We start from the raw sequence: 18,806 nt of genomic DNA on the forward strand, positions 1-18,806 counted from the left end.
TGTCCCATCATGCTGCGTGCTTCCCTGCTGGCCGATGCGGAGATTTTGCCGCAGGCCAGACAGGGGAGCTACTTTTTCAACAGAATCGGCCGATAACGGCCTGTCAGAAGTTTTTATATTGCCCATCATGAGGCTTGCCCGCCGCCACCAGAAACTCCTGCCGCGCCAGTGCCCAAAAACTCACCTTGGCGGTTACCGATTTCATCTCCGCCTGCGGATTCGCGCGCCACAGTTGAACCGCCAGATAAAACAGATACGCCGCGCCCAGGATCTTGATCGCATAGAACAGCAGTTCCGAGGTTTGCAACACCACCGCGAGGCCCGCAAAGGCAAGGGCGATCATGCCGGCGAAGGCCAGCAGGCGGCCAATGCCGGCGAGGCAGGATGTGCGATAGCCGTAACGGGTGGCGTTGCTCACGGAGAGCAGGTTGTTGGGGCCGGGGGCCATGTTCAGGGCGAAGGGCGGCTCCGATTTTGGACGGGCGGGGAGCGTCGAGGATAAGGGGAGTGGGGGTGGTTGGACAGTGCGCACGCGGGCATCGAAAAAATGCCAACGCGCGTCGAGCCGGTTGGATTCCGCCTGCTGCTGGCGTTTCCTCAGCCGCTGCGACGCGTGCTGAGCCTAGAATCGCTCAGCCATGTCCGTGGTCATGAGCATCTGCTCGAACCTCTCCAGAAACACCGACTCGGCCTGGGTCAGTTTCTGTTCACGGTTCCAGAGCAGGTAGACATTCACGTCAATGACTCCCTCCCAGGGCGGCAAGCGCCAGACTTCTTCAGCCAGCACGTCAGCTGCGACGATATGTTCCGGCAGGCAACCAATGCCATACCCGGCGCCCACCAGCCGGCGGATTTCATCCAGGCTCGGAGAAGAAGCAACAATGCGCCCGGTGAACCCTTGCTGATCACGAAACACCGTGAGCGGTGACAGGTTGCCGCCGATCTGGTCGCTGGTAAAACTGACGAAGTTTTCGCTCTGCAAATCCGCCAGGGTCAGGTTCTTGCGACCGAACAACCGGTGCCGCTTGCCGCAGAAAAACGCATAGCGCTGCTGCAGCAACACACGCTGTTCAAGCTTGGGCTGCGGAGTGCGGCACAGGCCCAGGCCGAACGAGGCGGTTTTTTGCAGCAGTGCGCTGGCGACATCCGAGCTGCGCAGCACATCGACCTCGAATTCCACCTGCGGGTATTCAAGGTGAAATTGCGCGAGGAACTCATCGTAGCAGCGTGATTGGATACGGCTGATGGTCAGCATGCGGATCTTGCCCACCACCGTCTCGGCGGGTGAATCCAGGGCTGGGCCCAGGCGCGAGACCGTGCCGTACAGGTCGGCAGCGATTTGCATCACTTCTTCGCCGGCCCTGGACAGGCTGATACGCGGTCCACGACGTATCACCAGCGCGCTATCGAGTTGTTCTTCAAGGCGCCGCAGGGCCTGGCTGATGGCGGGTTGGCTCAAGTGCAGGCGCGCGGCGGCCCGGCTGATGCTGCCTTCCTGGCCGATGACCAGGAAGGTGCGCAACAGATTCCAGTCCAGGCGATCGTTGAGGAAGCGCTTGGCATCGGGATCGCGTAACGAAGGGCCGATAGGGTTCATCATTATTCCTGGTGCTTATACTTGAGTATTTAGATTAGAAGCTTTTCCTAGCATAGGGGCTGGCGCAAGATCCAGCAACGCACCGCCAGAGTGCGAACGTTGTGCCTGCGCACGACACACCTTTTCTCCTGCTTATAACAATGACGCCCAGGAGCTACAGATGACGAGCACTACCTCAAGTCCGCGACGTGCCGCGGCAGCGGCCTTTATCGGCACCACCATCGAATTCTACGACTTCTACATCTATGCCTTCGCGGCAGCGCTGGTCCTCGGCCAACTGTTCTTCCCCAGTGAAAATCCGATGCTCAGCACTATGGCGGCGTTCGGCAGCTTCGCGGTCGGCTTTATTGCCCGCCCGTTCGCCGGCATGGTCTTCGGCCATCTTGGCGACCGCCTGGGGCGCAAGAAAATGTTGCTGGTGACCATCGTGCTGATGGGGTTGGCGACTACCTGCATCGGTCTGTTACCCACTTATGCCCAGGCGGGTATCTGGGCCCCGATCGGCCTGGTGGTTCTGCGTTTGCTGCAAGGGATTTCGGTCGGTGGCGAATGGGGCGGTGCGGTACTGATGGCCAGTGAGCACGCGCCCAAGGGCCGCAAGGTGTTCTTCGCCTCGTTCGCCCAGTGGGGTAGCCCGGCGGGCCTGCTGCTGGCGCTGATCGCATTCCGCTGCATCAGCGAAATGGAGCAGGACGCGCTGATGAGTTGGGGCTGGCGTATTCCGTTCCTGATGAGCGGCGTGCTGATGATGGTCGGCCTGGCGATTCGTTTCGGGGTGCCTGAGTCGCCGGAGTTTGCCGAGGTCAAGGACAGCGGCCAGACATCCGAGAACCCGGTGCTGGAAGTTATCCGCAAGGACTGGAAAAGCATTCTGTTCGCGGCCCTGGCGGTGACCATCGGCTCGGGCGGTTTCTTCTTCACCAACACCTTCATGATCACCTACGTCACCCAGTACCAGGGCATCGCCAAGACCACGATCCTCGACTGTCTGTTCGTGGTCACCGTCCTGCAATTTTTATCGCAACCCTGTTCTGCGCTGTTGGCCGAGCGCCTGGGAGAGGGGCGCTTCCTCAAATGGGTGGCGTCGCTGTGCATCCTGGTGCCGTACCCGATGTTCCTGCTGGTGCAGACCGGCAATCTGTTCTACATGACCGCAGGGATTGCCCTGGCGGTAGTACTGCTGGCAGCGCTGTACGCAGTGATTGCCGGCTACATGGCTGAAGCGTTCCAGGCACGGGTGCGTTACTCGGGCATCTCGATTGCCTATCAACTGGGCAGCGGCGTGAGCGGCGGCCTGACGCCGCTGATCGGCACCTTCCTGGCGGGTCAATTCGCCGGTCAGTGGTGGCCGCTGGCAATCTTCTTCAGCGGGCTGGCCCTGATGTCGTTGATCGGCGTGCTGGGCCTGGCTTATTTGCGTGGCGTCAACGCCAAGACGGTCGGGTTGCCCCTTTCCCAAGGAGTTGTTTAATGAGTAAGCCAAGCGCTATGTCGCACATCGAGTGGCAGTCGCGCTGCGAGTTGGCCGCGCTGTATCGCCTGGTCGCGTACTACCGCATGACCGACCTGATCGACACTCACATCACCCTGCGTGTGCCCGGGCCGCAGCGGCATTTCCTGATCAATCGCTACGGCGTGGCGTTCGAGAAAATGCGCGCCAGTGACCTGGTCTTGATAGACCTCCAGGGCAAGGTGGTCGACGGTCAGCACGGTGGGCACGTGAATGCGGCCGGGTTCATCATCCATTCGGCGATTCATGAAGCTCGCCCGGACCTGCATTGCATCATCCACACCCACACCGCTGCCGGTATGGCGGTGGCCGCGCAGCGTGACGGGCTGTTGCCGCTGACCCAGCACGCCCTGAAGTTCTACGGCAACCTGGCGTATCACACCTACGAAGGCATCGCGCTGTCGATGCAGGAGCGCGAGCGGCTGGTGGCCGACCTGGGCTCGCACAAAGCGATGATCCTGCGTAACCACGGCCTGCTCGCGGCCGGTGGCAGCGTGGCGGCCGCGTTCCACGAGATCTACTTCCTGGAGCGTGCCTGCCAGGCGCAGATCCAGGCGATGTCCGCCGGGGTGGCGCTGAACATCCCCGACGAAGCCGTATGCCGTCACACCGCTGCGCAGTTTGGCCGTGATGGGATCGACGGGATCATTGATCTGGCCTGGCAGGCCGCGCTCAGTCTGATCGACGAGCAGCGCGCCGATTGGTGCAGTTGACCATGGCCAGTCTCGTGTTGTTGTGCCAGAACCCGGCGTTGACCGATTGGCTGGCCGCGCTGTTCGCCAGCCATGCGCCGCACTTGCAGGTGCTGCGCCCTGAAGATCCAGGCGCACGGCAGGCCCAGGTCGCGGTGTGCTGGTTTCCGCCAGCGGGCAGCCTCGGTGCCTTACCGAACTTGCGCCTGGTGTACTCGATTGGCTCGGGGGTCGACCATCTGGCCCAGGACCCTTCGCGTGATCCTGCGCTGCCGGTATGTCGGGTTGTCGACCCGGATCACACCCAGGGTATGAGCGAGTACGTGCATTGGGGTGTGCTGCACTTTCACCGCGGCTTCGACCAAGTGATAACCGGCAACGCTATGCAACGCTGGCAGCGTCCGCTGCAGCGCCGTGCGCAAGGGTTCAAGGTCGGGGTGATGGGCCTCGGAGCGATCGGCGCACCGGTGGCCACGCGGCTGGCCGAGGCCGGCTACGCCGTGCGCGGTTGGGCTCGCACGCCGCGGGTGATCGACGGTGTGAGCACCTTCAGCGGAGTGTCCGCGCTGCAGGGGTTTCTTACGGAGTTGGATGTGCTCGTCAACTTGCTGCCGCTGACCGCCGCCACTCAAGGTGTATTGGGCCGCGAGGTGTTCCAGCACATGGCGCGGGGCAGTGCCTTGATCAATTGCGGGCGTGGCCAGCACCTCAATCAGTTGGACCTGCAACAGGCCCTGGCCAGCGGGCAGCTGCGTGGGGCCTTGCTTGACGTGTTTGAACAGGAGCCGCTGCCTGCGGATTCGCCGCTATGGCACACCCCTGGGGTATGGGTGACGCCGCACATGGCGTCTGCCGCCTCGGATCAATGCATCGCCCAGCAGGTCGCCGACAACGTCTCGCGGCTGACGGCGGGACTGGCATTGAACAATCTGGTCGATCCCGAACAGGGCTATTGAGCGGACAGCGAATTAATCACTGCGCGTTGCGTGCTGCGTTGTCGGCGCGAAGCGTGTGCAGTCTGAATTGTCTTGGCATGAGGTTATCCATGAAAACATTTTTCCATCCGGCACAGCGTCTGCACCATCCACGTTCCTACCTGTCGCGTGGGCAAATGCGCGAGCCGCTAGAGGTCCCCGCGCGTATCGACCCGCTGTTGGCGGTGGTCAAGAAGCTCGGCTACCCGCTGCTGGAACCTGCCGACTCTGGTCAGGCGCCACTGGCCGCGGTGCACAGCCCGGCATACCTGGAATACCTGAGCAGCGCCTACCAGCAATGGCACGAGGTGCCTGAGGATTGGGGCGATGAGGTGATGTCGAACATTTTCATCCGCGAGGGCAATCCGCTGCGTGGCATCCTGGGCAAGACCGCCCGTTACCTGGCCGACGGCAGTTGCCCGATTGGCCAACACACCTGGCAGGCCGCTTACTGGTCAGCGCAAAGTGCGGTAGCCGCCGCCCACGCGATTATCGAAGGCGATGACGCGGCATACGCACTGTGCCGTCCACCGGGACACCATGCCCGTGCCGAAGGCGCTGGCGGCTTCTGTTTTCTGAATAATGCGGCGATTGCTGCCCAGGTGTTGCGAGGCAAGTTCGCCAAAGTCGCGGTGCTGGATACTGACATGCACCACGGTCAGGGCATCCAGGAGATTTTCTACGACCGCGATGACGTGCTCTACGTGTCGATCCATGGCGACCCCACCAATTTCTATCCGGTAGTGGCCGGCTTCGACGACGAAACCGGCACTGGCCGAGGCGAGGGTTTCAACTTGAACCTGCCGATGGCCCACGGCTCCAGCGAGGCGGATTTCTTCGCTTGCATGGATCAGGCAGAGACTGCCTTACGCGCCTTCGCCCCGGACGTACTGGTGCTGTCGCTGGGCTTTGATATCTACGAAAACGACCCGCAGTCCAAGGTCGCCGTCAGCGATGAAGGTTTCCGGGTGCTGGGGCAGCGAATCAAGGCGCTGGGCCTGCCGTGTGTCGTGGTGCAGGAAGGCGGTTACGACATCGCCACCCTCGATGAAAACGCCGCGCGGTTCTTCGACGGCTTGACCGCTTCGCGCTGACAGTCATTCGCCTGGGCTGACTAACCCACCACGGTTTCCAGCCCGGGTTTACCGAGCAATACCTAAAACAACAAGGGTGCAACTTACGGCTAGCCGCAAGTCAGCGGTCGGGCTTGACCTTGCCCGCTGCAAACACACCTGGTCAATAACAATAAAAATTTGACGCTGCCACTCTTAAACGTTGGCAAAAAGGAAGTGCACTATGTGGTTCAAACTTTTCACCCTGGGGATGGCCGGTGCCAGTGTCTGCTTGAGCAGCACCGTTGTGAGCGCGGCAGAGTCGGACAAAGGCTTTATTGAAGGCAGCACGACGTCGGTAGGCTTGCGCAACTTTTACTGGAATGCCGACAACCGTAACGGCAGTTACCGCAACCCCGAAGGTGAACGGCAAAGTTATCGTCAGGAGTGGGCGCAAGGGGTACTTGCCAAGTTCAACTCAGGTTATACGCAGGGGCTGATTGGCTTCGGCGTGGATCTGCATTACATGGGGGCGCTGAAACTCGACGGTGGCAACGGCCGCGTCGGGGATGGCATCGGCAATGGCGGCATCGTTGCGCGGGACAATCAGGGCGAGCCTAAAAGTGGCTACTCCAAGGCCGGTGGCGCGGTGAAGATGCGTGTCGGCCAGACCGAGTTTGCCTACGGTGATCTGTTCCCCGATTCGCCGGTGCTCAAATACGGCGACATTCGTCTGTTGCCGCAAACATTAAGGGGCTTCAATGCCACGGATCGCTCGCTCGATGGCCTGACCCTGAATGCCGGGCGTTTTTTCTCCAGTAGTGATCGGGCGCAACCCAATCATGGTGGGCATCTGGGCACGGCTTACAGCGGGCGTCAGGCTGATAGCGAGTTTGTCAGTTATTACGGCGGTATTTACACCGGGGTCAACAACCTCAAGATCAAGTTATTTGGTTCCGAACTGGATGACATCTGGAATCAGCAGTTTGCCTCGCTTGATTACCGCCTTCCGTTGACCGTGGGCGGCGTGGTGAACACTGGCGTCAATTATTACCGGACCCGCAATACCGGCGCGGCATTGCTGGGCGATATTCGCAACGATGCCTGGAGTGCGCGTGCGGGGTATGCGCTGGGTGGGCACAAGTTTGAACTGGCCTATACGCAGATCGATGGCGACCAGCCATTTGACTATGTCTGGAACAGTTTTGATATCGAGCTGGATGCGGCCTCCCAGGGCAGTGACTTCAACAGCCCCAACGAAAAAGCCTGGAGCGCCCGCTACGATCTGGATGCCGCAGTGCTTGGCGTACCGGGCCTGACCTTCACCGCGCGCTACATTCGCGGTACCGACATCGATGGCAGGGATGCCGGCGGCGCCTACTCTCGATACCAGGCCGTGCGCGATGGTTCGCAGTGGGAGCGGGACCTGTGGGTCAAATACGTGGTGCAGTCAGGACCAGCGAAGAACCTGTCGATGCGCTTGATGCTCGCCTCGATGCGTACCGGTGGCGATTACGGCGCGATTGCCAACGACCTGGATCAAACCCGGATCATCCTTGATTACCCCTTGGACCTGAGCTTTCTGCGATAGCTCAACCACAATCGCTGAGGGGCCTGTGGCATTCACTGAGCGAGGGCAGATGCCAAATGCCACAGGCAAACACGCGTCGTGTTGCCTATACACAATGCTGGATGCGGCGTTAACAAATCCTCAGGTTTTGGTCACGAGTTCGGCGGTGCACTCATTGATGACTACCCCGCACTCAACGCCGTGATGATTCGCCGCTGATGATCAGAACAGCCCGCCCAACGAAATCGTCGCGCCGCCCCCAGCCTGCAGTCCAACGTTAAGGCCAGCGGCGACGATCACGCCTTTGGCCGAGCGCAGCAGGCGCGTCGTGCTGTCGTGGGGCAGGAGCAGGTTGCCCATAGGCGTCAGTGTGGCAGCGGCCATGGCCAGCAGCTTGGGGTCCAGACCGAACAGCATGGCCGAGCCGCTGGCCCCGCCGACCAGGCCCACGCCCGCTTCAATGAACACACAAGCGCCTTGGAAGTCCTCCCGGGTCAGACCGCGGGCAGCGATCGAGTCTGCAACCAGCACTTGGCCAAACGCCGGAAAGTCCTCGCTTGCGCCAGCGGCCCCGACGCTCTTGCCGCGCACGTGCAAGTTGACCTTGCCGAAACGTGGCAGGCGCGCGCCGATGCCCATGCCAACCCCGACCGAGCCATAACGAAACTGCTGGTCGACTCCCTTGGGGTCGGTCAGTGTCAATGCACCGCCAGCGGCGGCCGCGAATACTACGGTCAAGCCGCCGCTGCTGGCTGTTTTGTAGCGCCAGTCACTGACAGTGACAGGTAATGGGATTTGCATTTGAATATCCTTATAGGTGCCGCGCCATCCGGCGCCGACGAATCCAGGCGGCCACATGGTAGCCGCCGCCTGCGATAAACACGATTGCGAACAGGCCCGTCAGTAGGCTCGCGCCCCATAGCGCACCACGGTCTTCAATGATTGCGGTACTGGAGGGCGCATCGGCGCGGTAAAACACTGTCACTGAGTCGCCCACCGCGTAGCCGAATATAAACCCGCTCTCGGGGTAGCTGACCGCCTTGCCTGCGGCGTCGGTAAAATCAATTTGTGGGTGGCTGCCGCCCGCGTTCAGGGCGCTGACATGCCCTTCGGCGCGTTGCGCCTGGGCCAGAAAGCTCAGCCGATCTTCGACCAGCCATAGGGTGAGGTAGAGCAGGCACAGGCCCAGCGGAATGAATATCAGCGCACGGGGCAGATCGCCGCGCCCGGGAGAGGGTATCTTGGTCATGGCAGGTCCCTTGCATCATGCATAAACGGCGGCTATTACAATCAACCGGGGGGACGCTGTCAATCGGCCGGGCAAGAACTGCGTCTGACCCCGTCCAGCCTTCATACGCCGCGCCTAACATCTTGATCCGGCAGAACATCCGCCCACTTGCGATACACGCGGGGAAGGGGCAGGGTGAGGGACGTTCTTGCCGGCTGCGGCGCGTGGGGCTGTACATTGACGTAACATAGCCGCATGACACTCAGCCTCGGATGTTATCGGGAATGAAAATTGGCCCACTGGACGGGATGAAATTTGCCTATCACATCACCAGCTCACACGTTGCGTGCACGGTCGGAGCTCGATTACTACCACATCAGGTCGGTTCAACTCCCCGTTGGAATCACCACTCTTGAAGCTTGGAACATCACAACGGCTGAGCCGGGACTGGCCATGCGGCTGGCTTTCCGAATAAGGGACGTCATTTCTTCGTTATTCGGCGTGAGGCGAATCGGCGGATTCTCCGGCGTTGCGCGAACAACAGTAGACACAGGCGAACACCTGGATTTCTTTCTGGTGGAGCACAGTGCCCCCGATATCCTGGTTCTTACAGAGCGTGACCGGCACCTGGATGTCATGATCTGCCTTTCGATAACCGATCGTGTGCTCACCATCACATCATCGGTCATCACGCATAACCTCTATGGACGCATCTACATGTTACCGGTGGGGCTCGCCCATAGAGTGATCGTCAGTAGTCATCTGCGGCGACTGAAAAGAAGCCTTGAAAGGCGGTAGAGGTTGGTTGTTCCGACTCCATCAGCACCGGTCCTATCGCCCACTGACAGGCGCATGCACGGCCATCAACTCAGCCACCCACTCGATAAACACACGCAGCTTGAGGCTGATATGCCGGTTCGGTGGAAAGGCCACGTAAAGCGGCATCGGATCGAGATTCCAGTCCTCGAACAAGGGCACTAATTCGCCCCGCGCCTCGAAGGCTTTCGACATGTAGGTGGGCAGCCAGAGCACCCCAAGACCCGCCAGGCCGGCGGCGAGGTAGGCATTGCCGTCATCGACCGCCAGGGCGTAGCGGCCTTTGATCTGCAGCGTTTCAAGGTGCCTGCGCATGGCATAGGGCAAGGGCTTGCCGGTGCGGGCCCAGAGGAAGCCGACGATACGATGGTGCGAGTCTTCCAGTTCCAGTGGGTGTGCGGGCGTACCCACGCGTGCCAGGTAGCTCGGCGCGGCAAAAACGCCGAGGGGGAGATCGCCTACGCGGCGGGCCATTAGGGATTGGTCGGTGAGTTCGCCGCCGCGCACCACGCAATCGACGTTTTCATCGATCATGTCGACGATGCGGTCGCTGACGCCCATATCGATCTGGATGTCCGGGTACCGGGCGTAAAATGCAGGCAATGCGGGCACGAGGATCAGGCTCGCCAGCGGGCTTGGCACATCCACGCGCAGGCGGCCCCTGGGCAGGGTCGCCGCGCCGGACAGGCTGGTCTCGGCGTCGTCCATGTCAGCCAGCAGTTGCAGCACGCGTTCGTAATATACCGCACCGTCGGCCGTGACATTGACTTTGCGCGTGGTGCGGTTAAGCAATTTGACCCGCAGGCGCGCCTCCAACTGCTGCACCAGTTGCGTCACGGTAGTCTTGCTCATGTGCAGGGTCTCGGCGGCCTTGGTGAAGCTGCCGGCTTCCACCACGCGAGCAAATGCCTGCATTGCATCAAAACGGTCCATGACGGCCTCGGCGATCGATTGTTTGGGTTTCGCAAACAGTGCTGGCTAAGGTTGCTGGTTTATCGTCCTGGCACAAGCCCCTAGAGTCTGCCTATCGCTAATTACGGGTCACTTCGACCCTTTGATGGAGGCATTCATGACGCAGCGTAATGTGGTTTTTCCGCCTGGACGCCAGGCGCTGTATGCGCGCAATCGCTATTCACCCGCCATTAAATCCAATGGCTTTTTATTCGTGTCGGGGCAGGTCGGCAGCCATGAAGACGGCTCGCCCGAGCCCGATCTGGAGGATCAGGTCCGTCTGGCATTCAACAACCTGAATGCGATCCTGGGCGCTGCCGGTTGCACCTTTGACGATGTGATTGATGTGACGGTATTTATCGTTGATCCCGAATCCAGGTTCGAGACGATCTGGAAGGTGGTGCCGGAGTTCTGGGGCAACGCACCACACCCGACGCTGACGGGCGTAGGGGTTACGTGGCTGTATGGGTACCAGTTTGAGATCAAGGTGATTGCCAAGCTGCCAGACTCGGGACCAACGATCACTTAAGGGGCCGACGAGGTCCACACCGCCAGTTCATAACCATCCGGATCAATGAAGTGAAACCTGCTGCCTCCGGGAAATGAAAAGGTCTCGCGGCTGATCACGGCGCCTGCGGATTTGATCCGCTGCTGCGTGCCTTCAAGATCATCCGCGTACAGGATCACCAACGGGCCACCCGGTCGAACGGGCTCTCCGGTAGTGAAGCCGCCGGTCAGTCGCCCATCGCTGAACTCGGTGTAGGTGGGGCCGTAATCGACGAATGCCCAGCCGAAAACCGCGCCGTAAAAGGCTTTGCTGCGGGCGATATCACCCACGTTGAACTCGATATTGTCGATCTGCCGGTCTTGACCGCGAACGCTCATGGTTGCCTCCTTGGCGGATGGTTGAGGTGCGAGTCTAGCGGTTTACGCCCAGGACTGGGTTACCATGGCGCCGCGAAATTCCCGCCGAACCCTCTGGCCACTTATGTCCTCCAACGCGTTGTACACCGACCTGTCCATCTACTACGACCTGATGTGCGCCGACATCGACTACCGCGCGCAGAGCCACAGCGTGCGCCGCCTGCACCAATTGTTCGGCAATAACGGGCGCCGCCACCTCGACCTCGCCTGCGGCACCGGGCCCCATGTGCGCCACTTCCTCGACTTCGGCTACCACAGCGCCGGCCTGGACATCAGTCAACCGATGCTGGATCTCGCTCAACTGCGCTGCCCCGAAGCACAGTTCAGCCGCCAGGACATGGCTGGCTTCCAGGTAGACGAACCGCAAGACCTGATCACCTGCTTCCTGTACTCGACCCATTACAACCCCGGGCTGGCCCAACTGCGCGCCTGCTTCGCCAGCGTGCACGGCGCACTCGCAGAAAACGGCGTGTTCTGTTTCAACGCGGTGGACAAGCTGCACATCGACAACCGCTTGCTGGTACGCCACAGCGTCGAGTTTGAAGGCAGCCATTTCACCTTCGGCTCCGGCTGGCATTACAGCGGAGAAGGGGAGCAGCAGGCGCTGCGCCTGAGCATCGAGAAGACCACGGCGGGGGTGACTGAGGCCTGGCAGGATGAGCATGCCATGGTGGCGCTGAGTTTTACTGAGTTGCAGACACTGTTAGCGCCGTACTTTGAAGTGCAGGTGTTTGAGCATGACTATGAGCGGATCACGCCTTGGGAAGGCGTGACCGGGAATGGGTTGTTTGTGTGTGTGAGGCGTTAATAAACCGCCCGAGAGCGCTGATGCCAGGGCGCTGGATCGCAATTTGCCATGTGGGCGACGGAGTGGACTTAAGCGGCATTCATATCGGCAAGTTGGACTTGATCTCTACCATTTGATTTTGCGCTGTACATTGCGGTATCGGCACGCCGGATGAAGGCGTCAAACGATTCGGATGGAATCCACGTTGCAACGCCGAAACTACAAGTCGCCTGGCCAATATCATCGAATGGCAGGGTGCTTATTACAGCTCGAAGCTTTTCTGCCAGCAGCCTTGTATCGTTCAGTTCGCTATCCGGGCAGATCAATGCAAACTCTTCTCCACCGGTTCTGCACAGCAACGCTAACGGTGCGCTGCTCTGATCCCAAGAACAGCACCAGCACCAGGAACGTGACGGCTACCCCTGCTAGGCACACCAGACCGCAAAAGGTCACGTCTGATGCTTTGAGTGGGTTCTGACGAGTAGAGATCATATTGTGTGCCTTGCTCATCGCCAAAAAAGTGTGCAGTGACCTGGAGTCCTTTGGCAGTATCGGCACGCTTTTCGTTATCTTTATAAATCAGGCGTTAGAGCAAGGATTACTACCGGTTAACGGTTCAAGTCTCGAGCTGTCTGGCAACGGCGCTTACTTGCCGATCCGCTCGCCAAGGTGGCGCTGACCGATCGATACTTTTCGCAAGTAAGCGCAACGCCTTACCAGTTGTAACTCACCGACCCGGTCACATTTCGGCGATACCCGTATTTGCAGCTGTCGCCCGTGTACCCGCATTGAGAGACATAGGTTTCGTCGGTCAGGTTGGACGCATTGAGCGCCAGCTTCGCCCCTGCATAGGATGAAGACAGCTTGCCCAGGTCGTAGCTCAGGCTGGCGTCAAACAGCGTGTAGTGGGGAATGCCCTCGCTATTTTGCGAGTCGATATAGCTCCTGCCGACATAGCGTACTCCTCCCCCTATCGCCAAGCCCGATAGCGCACCGCCCTGAACGGTGTATTGCGACCACAGCGAGGCCAGTTGTTCAGGGGTATTGCCAGGCTGATTGCCTTTTTCATCGGCCGTATTGCTGCGGGTAATTTCAAGGTGTGAATAGCTGTAGTTGGCCATCAACTCCAGCGCGTCGGACAACTGCGCCTTGCTTTCCAGTTCGATACCGCGCGACTGGATTTCTCCGGTCGCCACTGAGAAACGATTGTTGGCAGGATCGGCAGTCAGTACGTTTTGCCGCGTCAGGTCGAACAGCGAGACAGTCACGTAGCTGTCACTTCCCTTGGGCTGGAATTTGATCCCGACTTCGTACTGGCGGCCAGTTTCGGGTTCGAAGGCACTGCCGTCACGCGCCACCGCCGTTATATTTGGGAAAAACGACTCGGAATAGCTCGCGTAGGGTGCCACGCCGTTGTCTGCCAGGTACATCACACCGGTTCGCCAGGTGAAGGCGTGATCGCGCTGCTTGAGGTCTGCCGCAGTATCGGTGGCGTAATGGATCGTTTTCGAGCGTGCCCAGTCTTGGCGACCGCCCAGGTTGAAGACCCAGTGCTCGTCGAATTTGAGCTGTTCCGAGAGATATACACCCGCCTGGTCAAGCTGACGACGCTGGTTGATGTCGTAAAAGGCGTTCAGGTCGCTGTAATCCTGGTGATAGACCGGCGCATAGATATCCAGTGGATCAACCACGTTGCCACCCCCCAACTGGTTGGTACTGGCGTGCTGCAAATCGATACCGACCAACGTTGTATGTTCGAAACGGCCGGCGCTCCACTGGGCTTGGAAGTGGTTATCGAGCAGCGCATTCTTCACTTTTTCGTGGCCCAGATATCCGAAGCGGCCCACGGTGCGCTGGTCGTCATCCAGGCCGTACTGGTAAATCGTGCGCTGTTCCTGATAGGAGCGGCTGTAACGGGCGTTCTGGCGGAATGTCCAGATATCATTGAGGTGATGCTCAAACTGATAACCCAGTGACCACTGTTCTACATCGTACTTGTCGAAGTCAGGGTCGCCGACAAAACGATCCGTAGCGATCCGTCCGTAACGCGAGCTGTCGAGGGTGCCGACCCGTGGCAAGGCGTAGTAGCCCAGCACATTGCGGTCTTTTTGAAAGGATGCCAGCACCGTCAACGAGGTGTCTTCCGAGGGGCGCCAACTGATTGCCGGGGCGATGAACTGACGGTCATCACGGGCGTAGTCGATTTGTGTACCGCTGTCTCGCCACAGCCCGGTGAGGCGATAAGTCAAGACGCCGTCATCGCTAAGCGGCCCGCCGAAGTCCGCAGCCAATTGCTTGCGATCAAAACTGCCTGCCTGCGCCACCAGTTCATGCAGCGGCTCATCGGTGGGACGCTTGCTGATCACGTTGACCATGCCACCCGGCGAGCTTTGACCATAGAGCACCGACGATGGTCCGCGCAGTACCTCCACGCGCTCCAGTCCATAGACTTCACCCACGGCACGGCTCTGGTTGGCAAAGCTGTACTGGCGCAGGCCATCGCGATAGATACCACCGCCAGTCGTCGCGTCAAAGCCACGAATACTAATCGTGTCGCGCCGGGTATCGACACCGTTGGCTTCACCATTGACCCCGGCGGTGTAGCGCAGCACCTGCCCGATGCTTTGTGGCTGCTGGGCATCGATCTGCTTACGGGTGACCACGCTGATCGATTGAGGCGTTTCCATGATCGACGTATCGGTCTTGTTGGCACTCATGGTTCGGCTGGCGACCAGGCCATCGTTGCGGCCCAACGAGGTGTCGTACGCCGTGCCACTGATGGCGGTCGGCGCTAACTCCAGCACGTCGCTGTTGCCCGGTACCAGCAGCAGGCTACCGTCGTCCTGGCGCTCATAGGTCAGCCCCGAGCCGAGCAAGAGCTGCGTCAGGCCGGCCTCAGTGCTGAAGTCGCCTTGCAGCCCCTGGGTATTCTTGCCAGCTGTCAGCGTTGAGCTGCCCGCCATGCTAATCCCCGCCTGTGCGCCAAAACGTGACAGCGCGGCGTCCAGGGGGCCTGCGTCGATGCTGTAATGCTGCGAACTACCCGCGGCAAAGACTGGAAGGCTGCAAAGCGGTTGCACGCTGAGCAATAACAGCCCAAGCGTGCGGGCACGCAGGGCGCGGGAAGGTGAAGTCATACGGGGCTCCTAAGGGGTTAAGACCCACCTCTGGCGGGTGGGTGATCCCTATAGGCCAAGCGAGTTTTAAAAAACTATCGCGCAGCGAAAAAATAATTTCAGACGGGTACGATCGAGACCCAATAGCGGGTCATGCGCTCGATACGCACCGGCAGCGTACGCGCTACCAGCGTCAAGGCTGCATCGGTGTCATCCAGCGAAAAACTGCCCGTGAGGCGTAACCCGGACACCTGCTCATGACAACGCAAAACACCGGGACGGTAACGCGAGAGTTCCGCCACCAGGGCATCCAGGCGCAGGCGATCCGCCGGCAGAACTCCGCGCAGCCAAGCCTGGGTGAGCATGAGGTCGGCACGGTTTGGCATGCCGATCCCGAAACGGTCCACGCGTGCCTGCCATCCTGCCTCAAGCAAGGATGGCGCTTGTTGGCCTCGTGAGTGCACCCGCACCTGGCCTTCCAGCACGGTTACCTGTGTGCCTTGCCGATCATGGCGCACCTGCAAATGCGCTTCGCTACTCTGCAGGATCGCGTCCGGTGTGATCAGTTGCAGCGAGCGCGACTCTGCCCGCACGCGCAAGGCCAACTCGCCCTCGATCATTTGGATGCGCCGCACCTGATCAGTGAAATCCAGGTTCACGGCACTGGCCGTGTTCAGCCACAGCGAGCTGCCATCAACCAGTGTCCACTGGTGACGCTCGCCCGTTCCTGTTCGGTGGTTCGCCAGTACGGCGCGCACCGGCGTGGCGCCCGCGCCTTGCCAGGCAACCCCGCCAACCGCACCAAGGACCAGCAGGCGCTTGAGTACCTGCCGACGTTTCTGCATGTCCGGTCCGGCCGACTCCAGTGCCCTGCGCGCGGTGGTATCGCGCAAAAGATTCGCTCCAGGCTGTTGCAACAGCAGCAAGCTGGCGACACGTTGCCAAGCCTGTTCATGCTCATTGCTCGCCTCGCGCCAACGCTGCAATGCGTCCAGATCAGGCGCACTCATAAGCCCGGACTGCATCCTCACAAGCCAATCAATGGCGATATCACGCACCTGCGGACTAATCTCGGCCCTCATTCGAAACGGCTCGCATAGCAAACACTGAATGCCTTGCCCATGGCCCGTTGCACTTGAGCCACGGTCAGCCCCAACTGCGCAGCGATCTGCGGATACGTGAGGCCGTCGAGCTGAGACATGAAGAAAATCTGCCGTATGCGCTCGGAGAGGCCAATCAGCAGCGAGTCAAGTTGCAACAAGGTTTCTATCACCAGATACCGGTCCTCGGGTGACGATTGCACCCCCTCGGGCCGAGCAGCCAACGCTGCAAGATAAGCCCGCTCAATCTCCTGGCGGCGCCAGCGATTAACCAGCAGCCCATTGGCAATCGCCGCGAGAAACGCCATGGGCTGACGCAGCTCGCGTACCTGCTGAGGGGCACGCAGCACGCGGATGAACGTGTCGTGGGCCAGATCCTCGGCATCGGCACGGTGTCCCAACCGCCGGTTCAGCCAGCCCTGTAGCCAGCCGTGATGATTCTCGTACAACTGTTCGACGGACGATGTTGGGCTGGCATCCTGCATGTGAGGCTCGCACTACGTGAATGATAACGCTTCTCATCTTATTGGTCGGGCGGATGGTTGTACAGTGTTTACACATGTTTGATGCGGTGGAATTCTCGGCCAATATTCCTGAAGGCCCTTGAATTACCCTGACCGGGTTTATTCGCACCCGAGAATGTTTGCCTCCCGCTCTATCGGTCGCTGAAAATGTTCGCTCCCGGCCGATGGCGGCCTTCAAAAATAATGCACTTGCGCCGAAAACAGCCTCCCATCACTGATGAAACCGCTGCCCCAACGCATCCAACCGCACCGCAATCGGCGGCAATTGCTCGCTGCTCCTGGCCAACATCTCCACATCCTGCGCCGTGCTCTGCGCAATGCTCTGTACCGACTGCAAGCGCCCGACAATCTCCAGATTCGCTGAGGTCTGTTCCCGTGTGGTGGTGACAATCCGCCCATTCAGCGCGTCGATCTGGGTAATGTCATTGCCCACTGCCCGCAGCATTTCCACCGCGAGTTGGCTGTCCTCCACACACCGTTCCACGCCCTGGCGGCTGTCGTGCATGGCTTCTACGGCCTGGCGGCTGCCTTGTTGCAGGCCTTCGATGATGGTTTTGATTTCTTGGGTGGAGACGGCGGTGCGTTGCGCCAGGTTGCGTACTTCATCGGCGACGACGGCGAAGCCGCGGCCTTGTTCGCCGGCGCGGGCGGCTTCGATGGCGGCGTTGAGGGCGAGGAGGTTGGTCTGGTTGGCGATGCTGCTGATGACTTCGAGTACCGAGCCGATTTGTTCGGCCTGTACGGCCAGGCCTTGGACGGTCTGGTTGGTGCCTTCCAGGCGCGTGGCCAGTTGGGCGATTTCGTGTTGGGCGCGGCCGACGCTTTCCTGGCCGCGCAGGATTTGCTGGCTGGCGACGCCGGCGTGTTCAACCGCTTCTTCGACGTGCACCGTAATGTGGCCCATGGCGTCTTCCATGCGCTGCATGGAGTCGGTCATTTGCGCGATTTCGGCCAGTTGATGGCGAGCGCCTTTTTCCAGGGTGCCGCTGGCGTGGGCCAGTTCCTGGCCGAGTTGGCCGAGGCCATGGGAGTCGCGGGCGACGCCGTCGATAAGGTGGGTGATTTGTTGCAGGAAATGGTCGAAGCGCTTGCTGAGGGAGACGTGCACCTTGCCTTCACCTTTGGCGCTTTCCACGGTGAATTGGGTGGTGGCGGCGAGCATTTTTTCCAGCATTTCCTGGCTCTCCACCGCTTCTGCCTGGCTGTGCACGGCGAGGTAGAGCAGGGCGACGGTTTCCATCACCACGTAGAAGGCATGCACAAATACCATGGTCCAGCCGCCGTGGTGTTCCATCACGAACACCGGGAAACCTTGATGTTGCAAGGCATGAAACACCACATGGTGTACGGCAATCGTCAGTGCGGCCACCAGGATCGGCAACCAGTCTCGGTAGAACGTCAGCACCGCCAGCAGCGCGAAAATCCCGAAGTGCGCTTCGATTACGCCCTGGGCCTGGTTGATGTGCAGCGCCGCCATGACCATCAAGCCCGCGCCCAGTGCGCAACGCATCACCCGAGTGCCGCCGATGGCGCGATAGAGCGCGGTGAGTACCACGCTGGTGCCACCACCGACGACAATCGCCTGGATCAGGGTGTCGTGCCAGAAGGCCAGGCCTATCGAGAACAGCGTCATCAGCCAGATCAAGGCCAGCATGATGCGGTCGGCTTTACGGTAATGCTCCAAAAAACGGGCGCTTGCGGGCATTCACTCTTACTCCATGTGGTCTGGCCAGGATCAAAGCATGCGGCGTGCCACTATGGCCCGCTGGTTAAAGGCAAAGCAGGTATCAGGCATTTTTTGCAGGTGCAGGGAAACCAACAAGCTTATCGGCATGGAGGGAGGGGACTTTAAGCGCGAACGCGTTCAGAGGGGGCAGACGACATTCCTGGTGGCAAGCGGGGGGTAATGTGGGAGGGGGCTTGCTCCCGATAACGGTGGGTCAGTCAATGATGCTGTGACTGTGC

Annotated in this window: 18 protein-coding genes and 1 pseudogene; 8 read left to right on the forward strand and 11 right to left on the reverse strand. The window is 60.2% G+C overall.

Features of this window, described 5'->3' with window-relative positions:
• Positions 1-130 precede the first annotated feature (130 nt).
• Positions 131-448, reverse strand: a pseudogene (locus J1G35_RS10045) (LysE family transporter); the annotation flags it as partial.
• A gap of 174 nt (positions 449-622) precedes the next feature.
• On the reverse strand, positions 623-1,600 hold the full coding sequence (locus tag J1G35_RS10050; RefSeq protein WP_223014825.1) for a LysR family transcriptional regulator: 978 nt from the start codon (positions 1,598-1,600) through the stop codon (positions 623-625).
• A 157-nt stretch (positions 1,601-1,757) separates the two neighbouring features.
• On the opposite strand from J1G35_RS10050, the gene J1G35_RS10055 reads away from it, so the two are divergent.
• The 5 genes from J1G35_RS10055 to J1G35_RS10075 all read left to right on the forward strand — a co-directional run bounded on the left by J1G35_RS10055 (position 1,758) and on the right by J1G35_RS10075 (position 7,416).
• A complete protein-coding gene (locus J1G35_RS10055) occupies positions 1,758-3,068 on the forward strand; it encodes an MFS transporter (RefSeq protein WP_223014826.1) in 1,311 nt (436 codons plus the stop codon).
• Complete coding sequence (locus J1G35_RS10060; protein WP_053129469.1) at positions 3,068-3,820, forward strand: class II aldolase/adducin family protein; 753 nt, start codon at positions 3,068-3,070, stop codon at positions 3,818-3,820. The genes J1G35_RS10055 and J1G35_RS10060 overlap by 1 nt, the downstream gene beginning before the upstream one ends.
• Positions 3,821-3,822: 2 nt before the next feature.
• Positions 3,823-4,755, forward strand: a complete 933-nt coding sequence (locus tag J1G35_RS10065; RefSeq protein ID WP_223014827.1) for a glyoxylate/hydroxypyruvate reductase A — start codon at positions 3,823-3,825, stop codon at positions 4,753-4,755.
• Between the two features lie 89 nt (positions 4,756-4,844).
• On the forward strand, positions 4,845-5,867 hold the full coding sequence (locus J1G35_RS10070) for a histone deacetylase family protein (protein ID WP_223014828.1): 1,023 nt from the start codon (positions 4,845-4,847) through the stop codon (positions 5,865-5,867).
• 202 nt (positions 5,868-6,069) lie between these two features.
• The gene (locus J1G35_RS10075; RefSeq protein WP_223014829.1) at positions 6,070-7,416 is read left to right on the forward strand and encodes an OprD family porin; all 1,347 of its coding nucleotides are present in this window, start codon (positions 6,070-6,072) and stop codon (positions 7,414-7,416) included.
• A gap of 201 nt (positions 7,417-7,617) precedes the next feature.
• Here J1G35_RS10075 and J1G35_RS10080 read toward each other — a convergent pair whose 3' ends face one another.
• Positions 7,618-8,196, reverse strand: coding sequence for a hypothetical protein (locus tag J1G35_RS10080; protein ID WP_053129475.1), 579 nt, complete (start codon positions 8,194-8,196; stop codon positions 7,618-7,620).
• Positions 8,197-8,206: 10 nt separating this feature from the next.
• Entirely contained in the window at positions 8,207-8,644 is a 438-nt protein-coding gene (locus tag J1G35_RS10085; protein WP_223014830.1) for a DUF3592 domain-containing protein, read from the reverse strand.
• A gap of 294 nt (positions 8,645-8,938) precedes the next feature.
• On the opposite strand from J1G35_RS10085, the gene J1G35_RS10090 reads away from it, so the two are divergent.
• Positions 8,939-9,421, forward strand: coding sequence for a DUF2867 domain-containing protein (locus tag J1G35_RS10090; RefSeq protein WP_223014831.1), 483 nt, complete (start codon positions 8,939-8,941; stop codon positions 9,419-9,421).
• Positions 9,422-9,454: 33 nt separating this feature from the next.
• Here J1G35_RS10090 and J1G35_RS10095 read toward each other — a convergent pair whose 3' ends face one another.
• On the reverse strand, positions 9,455-10,372 hold the full coding sequence (locus J1G35_RS10095) for a LysR family transcriptional regulator (protein ID WP_223014832.1): 918 nt from the start codon (positions 10,370-10,372) through the stop codon (positions 9,455-9,457).
• A gap of 136 nt (positions 10,373-10,508) precedes the next feature.
• On the opposite strand from J1G35_RS10095, the gene J1G35_RS10100 reads away from it, so the two are divergent.
• The gene (locus tag J1G35_RS10100; RefSeq protein WP_223014833.1) at positions 10,509-10,919 is read left to right on the forward strand and encodes a RidA family protein; all 411 of its coding nucleotides are present in this window, start codon (positions 10,509-10,511) and stop codon (positions 10,917-10,919) included.
• On the opposite strand, the gene J1G35_RS10105 is transcribed toward J1G35_RS10100, so the two are convergent.
• Positions 10,916-11,275: a VOC family protein gene (locus J1G35_RS10105; RefSeq protein ID WP_053129485.1), complete on the reverse strand. Its 360-nt coding sequence runs from the start codon at positions 11,273-11,275 to the stop codon at positions 10,916-10,918. The genes J1G35_RS10100 and J1G35_RS10105 overlap by 4 nt on opposite strands.
• 103 nt (positions 11,276-11,378) lie before the next feature.
• Here J1G35_RS10105 and J1G35_RS10110 point away from each other — a divergent pair, with 103 nt between their 5' ends.
• Positions 11,379-12,122 (forward strand): class I SAM-dependent methyltransferase, encoded by a 744-nt coding sequence (locus J1G35_RS10110; RefSeq protein ID WP_223014834.1) that lies wholly within the window; start codon positions 11,379-11,381, stop codon positions 12,120-12,122.
• Between the two features lie 68 nt (positions 12,123-12,190).
• Here the strand turns inward: J1G35_RS10110 and J1G35_RS10115 are convergent, their stop codons facing one another.
• The 5 genes from J1G35_RS10115 to J1G35_RS31185 form a co-directional block, all read right to left on the reverse strand.
• Positions 12,191-12,460, reverse strand: coding sequence for a GGDEF domain-containing protein (locus J1G35_RS10115; protein WP_262417215.1), 270 nt, complete (start codon positions 12,458-12,460; stop codon positions 12,191-12,193).
• 354 nt (positions 12,461-12,814) lie between these two features.
• Positions 12,815-15,238, reverse strand: a complete 2,424-nt coding sequence (locus J1G35_RS10120) for a TonB-dependent siderophore receptor (RefSeq protein ID WP_223014835.1) — start codon at positions 15,236-15,238, stop codon at positions 12,815-12,817.
• Between the two features lie 98 nt (positions 15,239-15,336).
• Positions 15,337-16,299: a FecR domain-containing protein gene (locus tag J1G35_RS10125; protein ID WP_223014836.1), complete on the reverse strand. Its 963-nt coding sequence runs from the start codon at positions 16,297-16,299 to the stop codon at positions 15,337-15,339.
• Positions 16,296-16,802 (reverse strand): sigma-70 family RNA polymerase sigma factor, encoded by a 507-nt coding sequence (locus J1G35_RS10130; protein WP_053129496.1) that lies wholly within the window; start codon positions 16,800-16,802, stop codon positions 16,296-16,298. The genes J1G35_RS10125 and J1G35_RS10130 overlap by 4 nt, the downstream gene beginning before the upstream one ends.
• A gap of 250 nt (positions 16,803-17,052) precedes the next feature.
• Entirely contained in the window at positions 17,053-18,546 is a 1,494-nt protein-coding gene (locus tag J1G35_RS31185; protein WP_223014837.1) for a methyl-accepting chemotaxis protein, read from the reverse strand.
• Positions 18,547-18,806: the final 260 nt, after the last annotated feature.

Source organism: Pseudomonas sp. SH10-3B, from assembly GCF_019891415.1.
Lineage (GTDB): Bacteria > Pseudomonadota > Gammaproteobacteria > Pseudomonadales > Pseudomonadaceae > Aquipseudomonas.

Excerpts from the sequence above, each read along its gene's own strand:
- J1G35_RS10050 (WP_223014825.1), bottom strand. The coding sequence starts at position 1,600 with ATGATGAACCCTATCGGCCCTTCGTTACGCGATCCCGATGCCAAGCGC.
- J1G35_RS10055 (WP_223014826.1), top strand. The coding sequence starts at position 1,758 with ATGACGAGCACTACCTCAAGTCCGCGACGTGCCGCGGCAGCGGCCTTT.
- J1G35_RS10060 (WP_053129469.1), top strand. The coding sequence starts at position 3,068 with ATGAGTAAGCCAAGCGCTATGTCGCACATCGAGTGGCAGTCGCGCTGC.
- J1G35_RS10065 (WP_223014827.1), top strand. The coding sequence starts at position 3,823 with ATGGCCAGTCTCGTGTTGTTGTGCCAGAACCCGGCGTTGACCGATTGG.
- J1G35_RS10070 (WP_223014828.1), top strand. The coding sequence starts at position 4,845 with ATGAAAACATTTTTCCATCCGGCACAGCGTCTGCACCATCCACGTTCC.
- J1G35_RS10075 (WP_223014829.1), top strand. The coding sequence starts at position 6,070 with ATGTGGTTCAAACTTTTCACCCTGGGGATGGCCGGTGCCAGTGTCTGC.
- J1G35_RS10080 (WP_053129475.1), bottom strand. The coding sequence starts at position 8,196 with ATGCAAATCCCATTACCTGTCACTGTCAGTGACTGGCGCTACAAAACA.
- J1G35_RS10085 (WP_223014830.1), bottom strand. The coding sequence starts at position 8,644 with ATGACCAAGATACCCTCTCCCGGGCGCGGCGATCTGCCCCGTGCGCTG.
- J1G35_RS10095 (WP_223014832.1), bottom strand. The coding sequence starts at position 10,372 with ATGGACCGTTTTGATGCAATGCAGGCATTTGCTCGCGTGGTGGAAGCC.
- J1G35_RS10100 (WP_223014833.1), top strand. The coding sequence starts at position 10,509 with ATGACGCAGCGTAATGTGGTTTTTCCGCCTGGACGCCAGGCGCTGTAT.
- J1G35_RS10105 (WP_053129485.1), bottom strand. The coding sequence starts at position 11,275 with ATGAGCGTTCGCGGTCAAGACCGGCAGATCGACAATATCGAGTTCAAC.
- J1G35_RS10110 (WP_223014834.1), top strand. The coding sequence starts at position 11,379 with ATGTCCTCCAACGCGTTGTACACCGACCTGTCCATCTACTACGACCTG.
- J1G35_RS10120 (WP_223014835.1), bottom strand. The coding sequence starts at position 15,238 with ATGACTTCACCTTCCCGCGCCCTGCGTGCCCGCACGCTTGGGCTGTTA.
- J1G35_RS10125 (WP_223014836.1), bottom strand. The coding sequence starts at position 16,299 with ATGAGGGCCGAGATTAGTCCGCAGGTGCGTGATATCGCCATTGATTGG.
- J1G35_RS10130 (WP_053129496.1), bottom strand. The coding sequence starts at position 16,802 with ATGCAGGATGCCAGCCCAACATCGTCCGTCGAACAGTTGTACGAGAAT.
- J1G35_RS31185 (WP_223014837.1), bottom strand. The coding sequence starts at position 18,546 with ATGCCCGCAAGCGCCCGTTTTTTGGAGCATTACCGTAAAGCCGACCGC.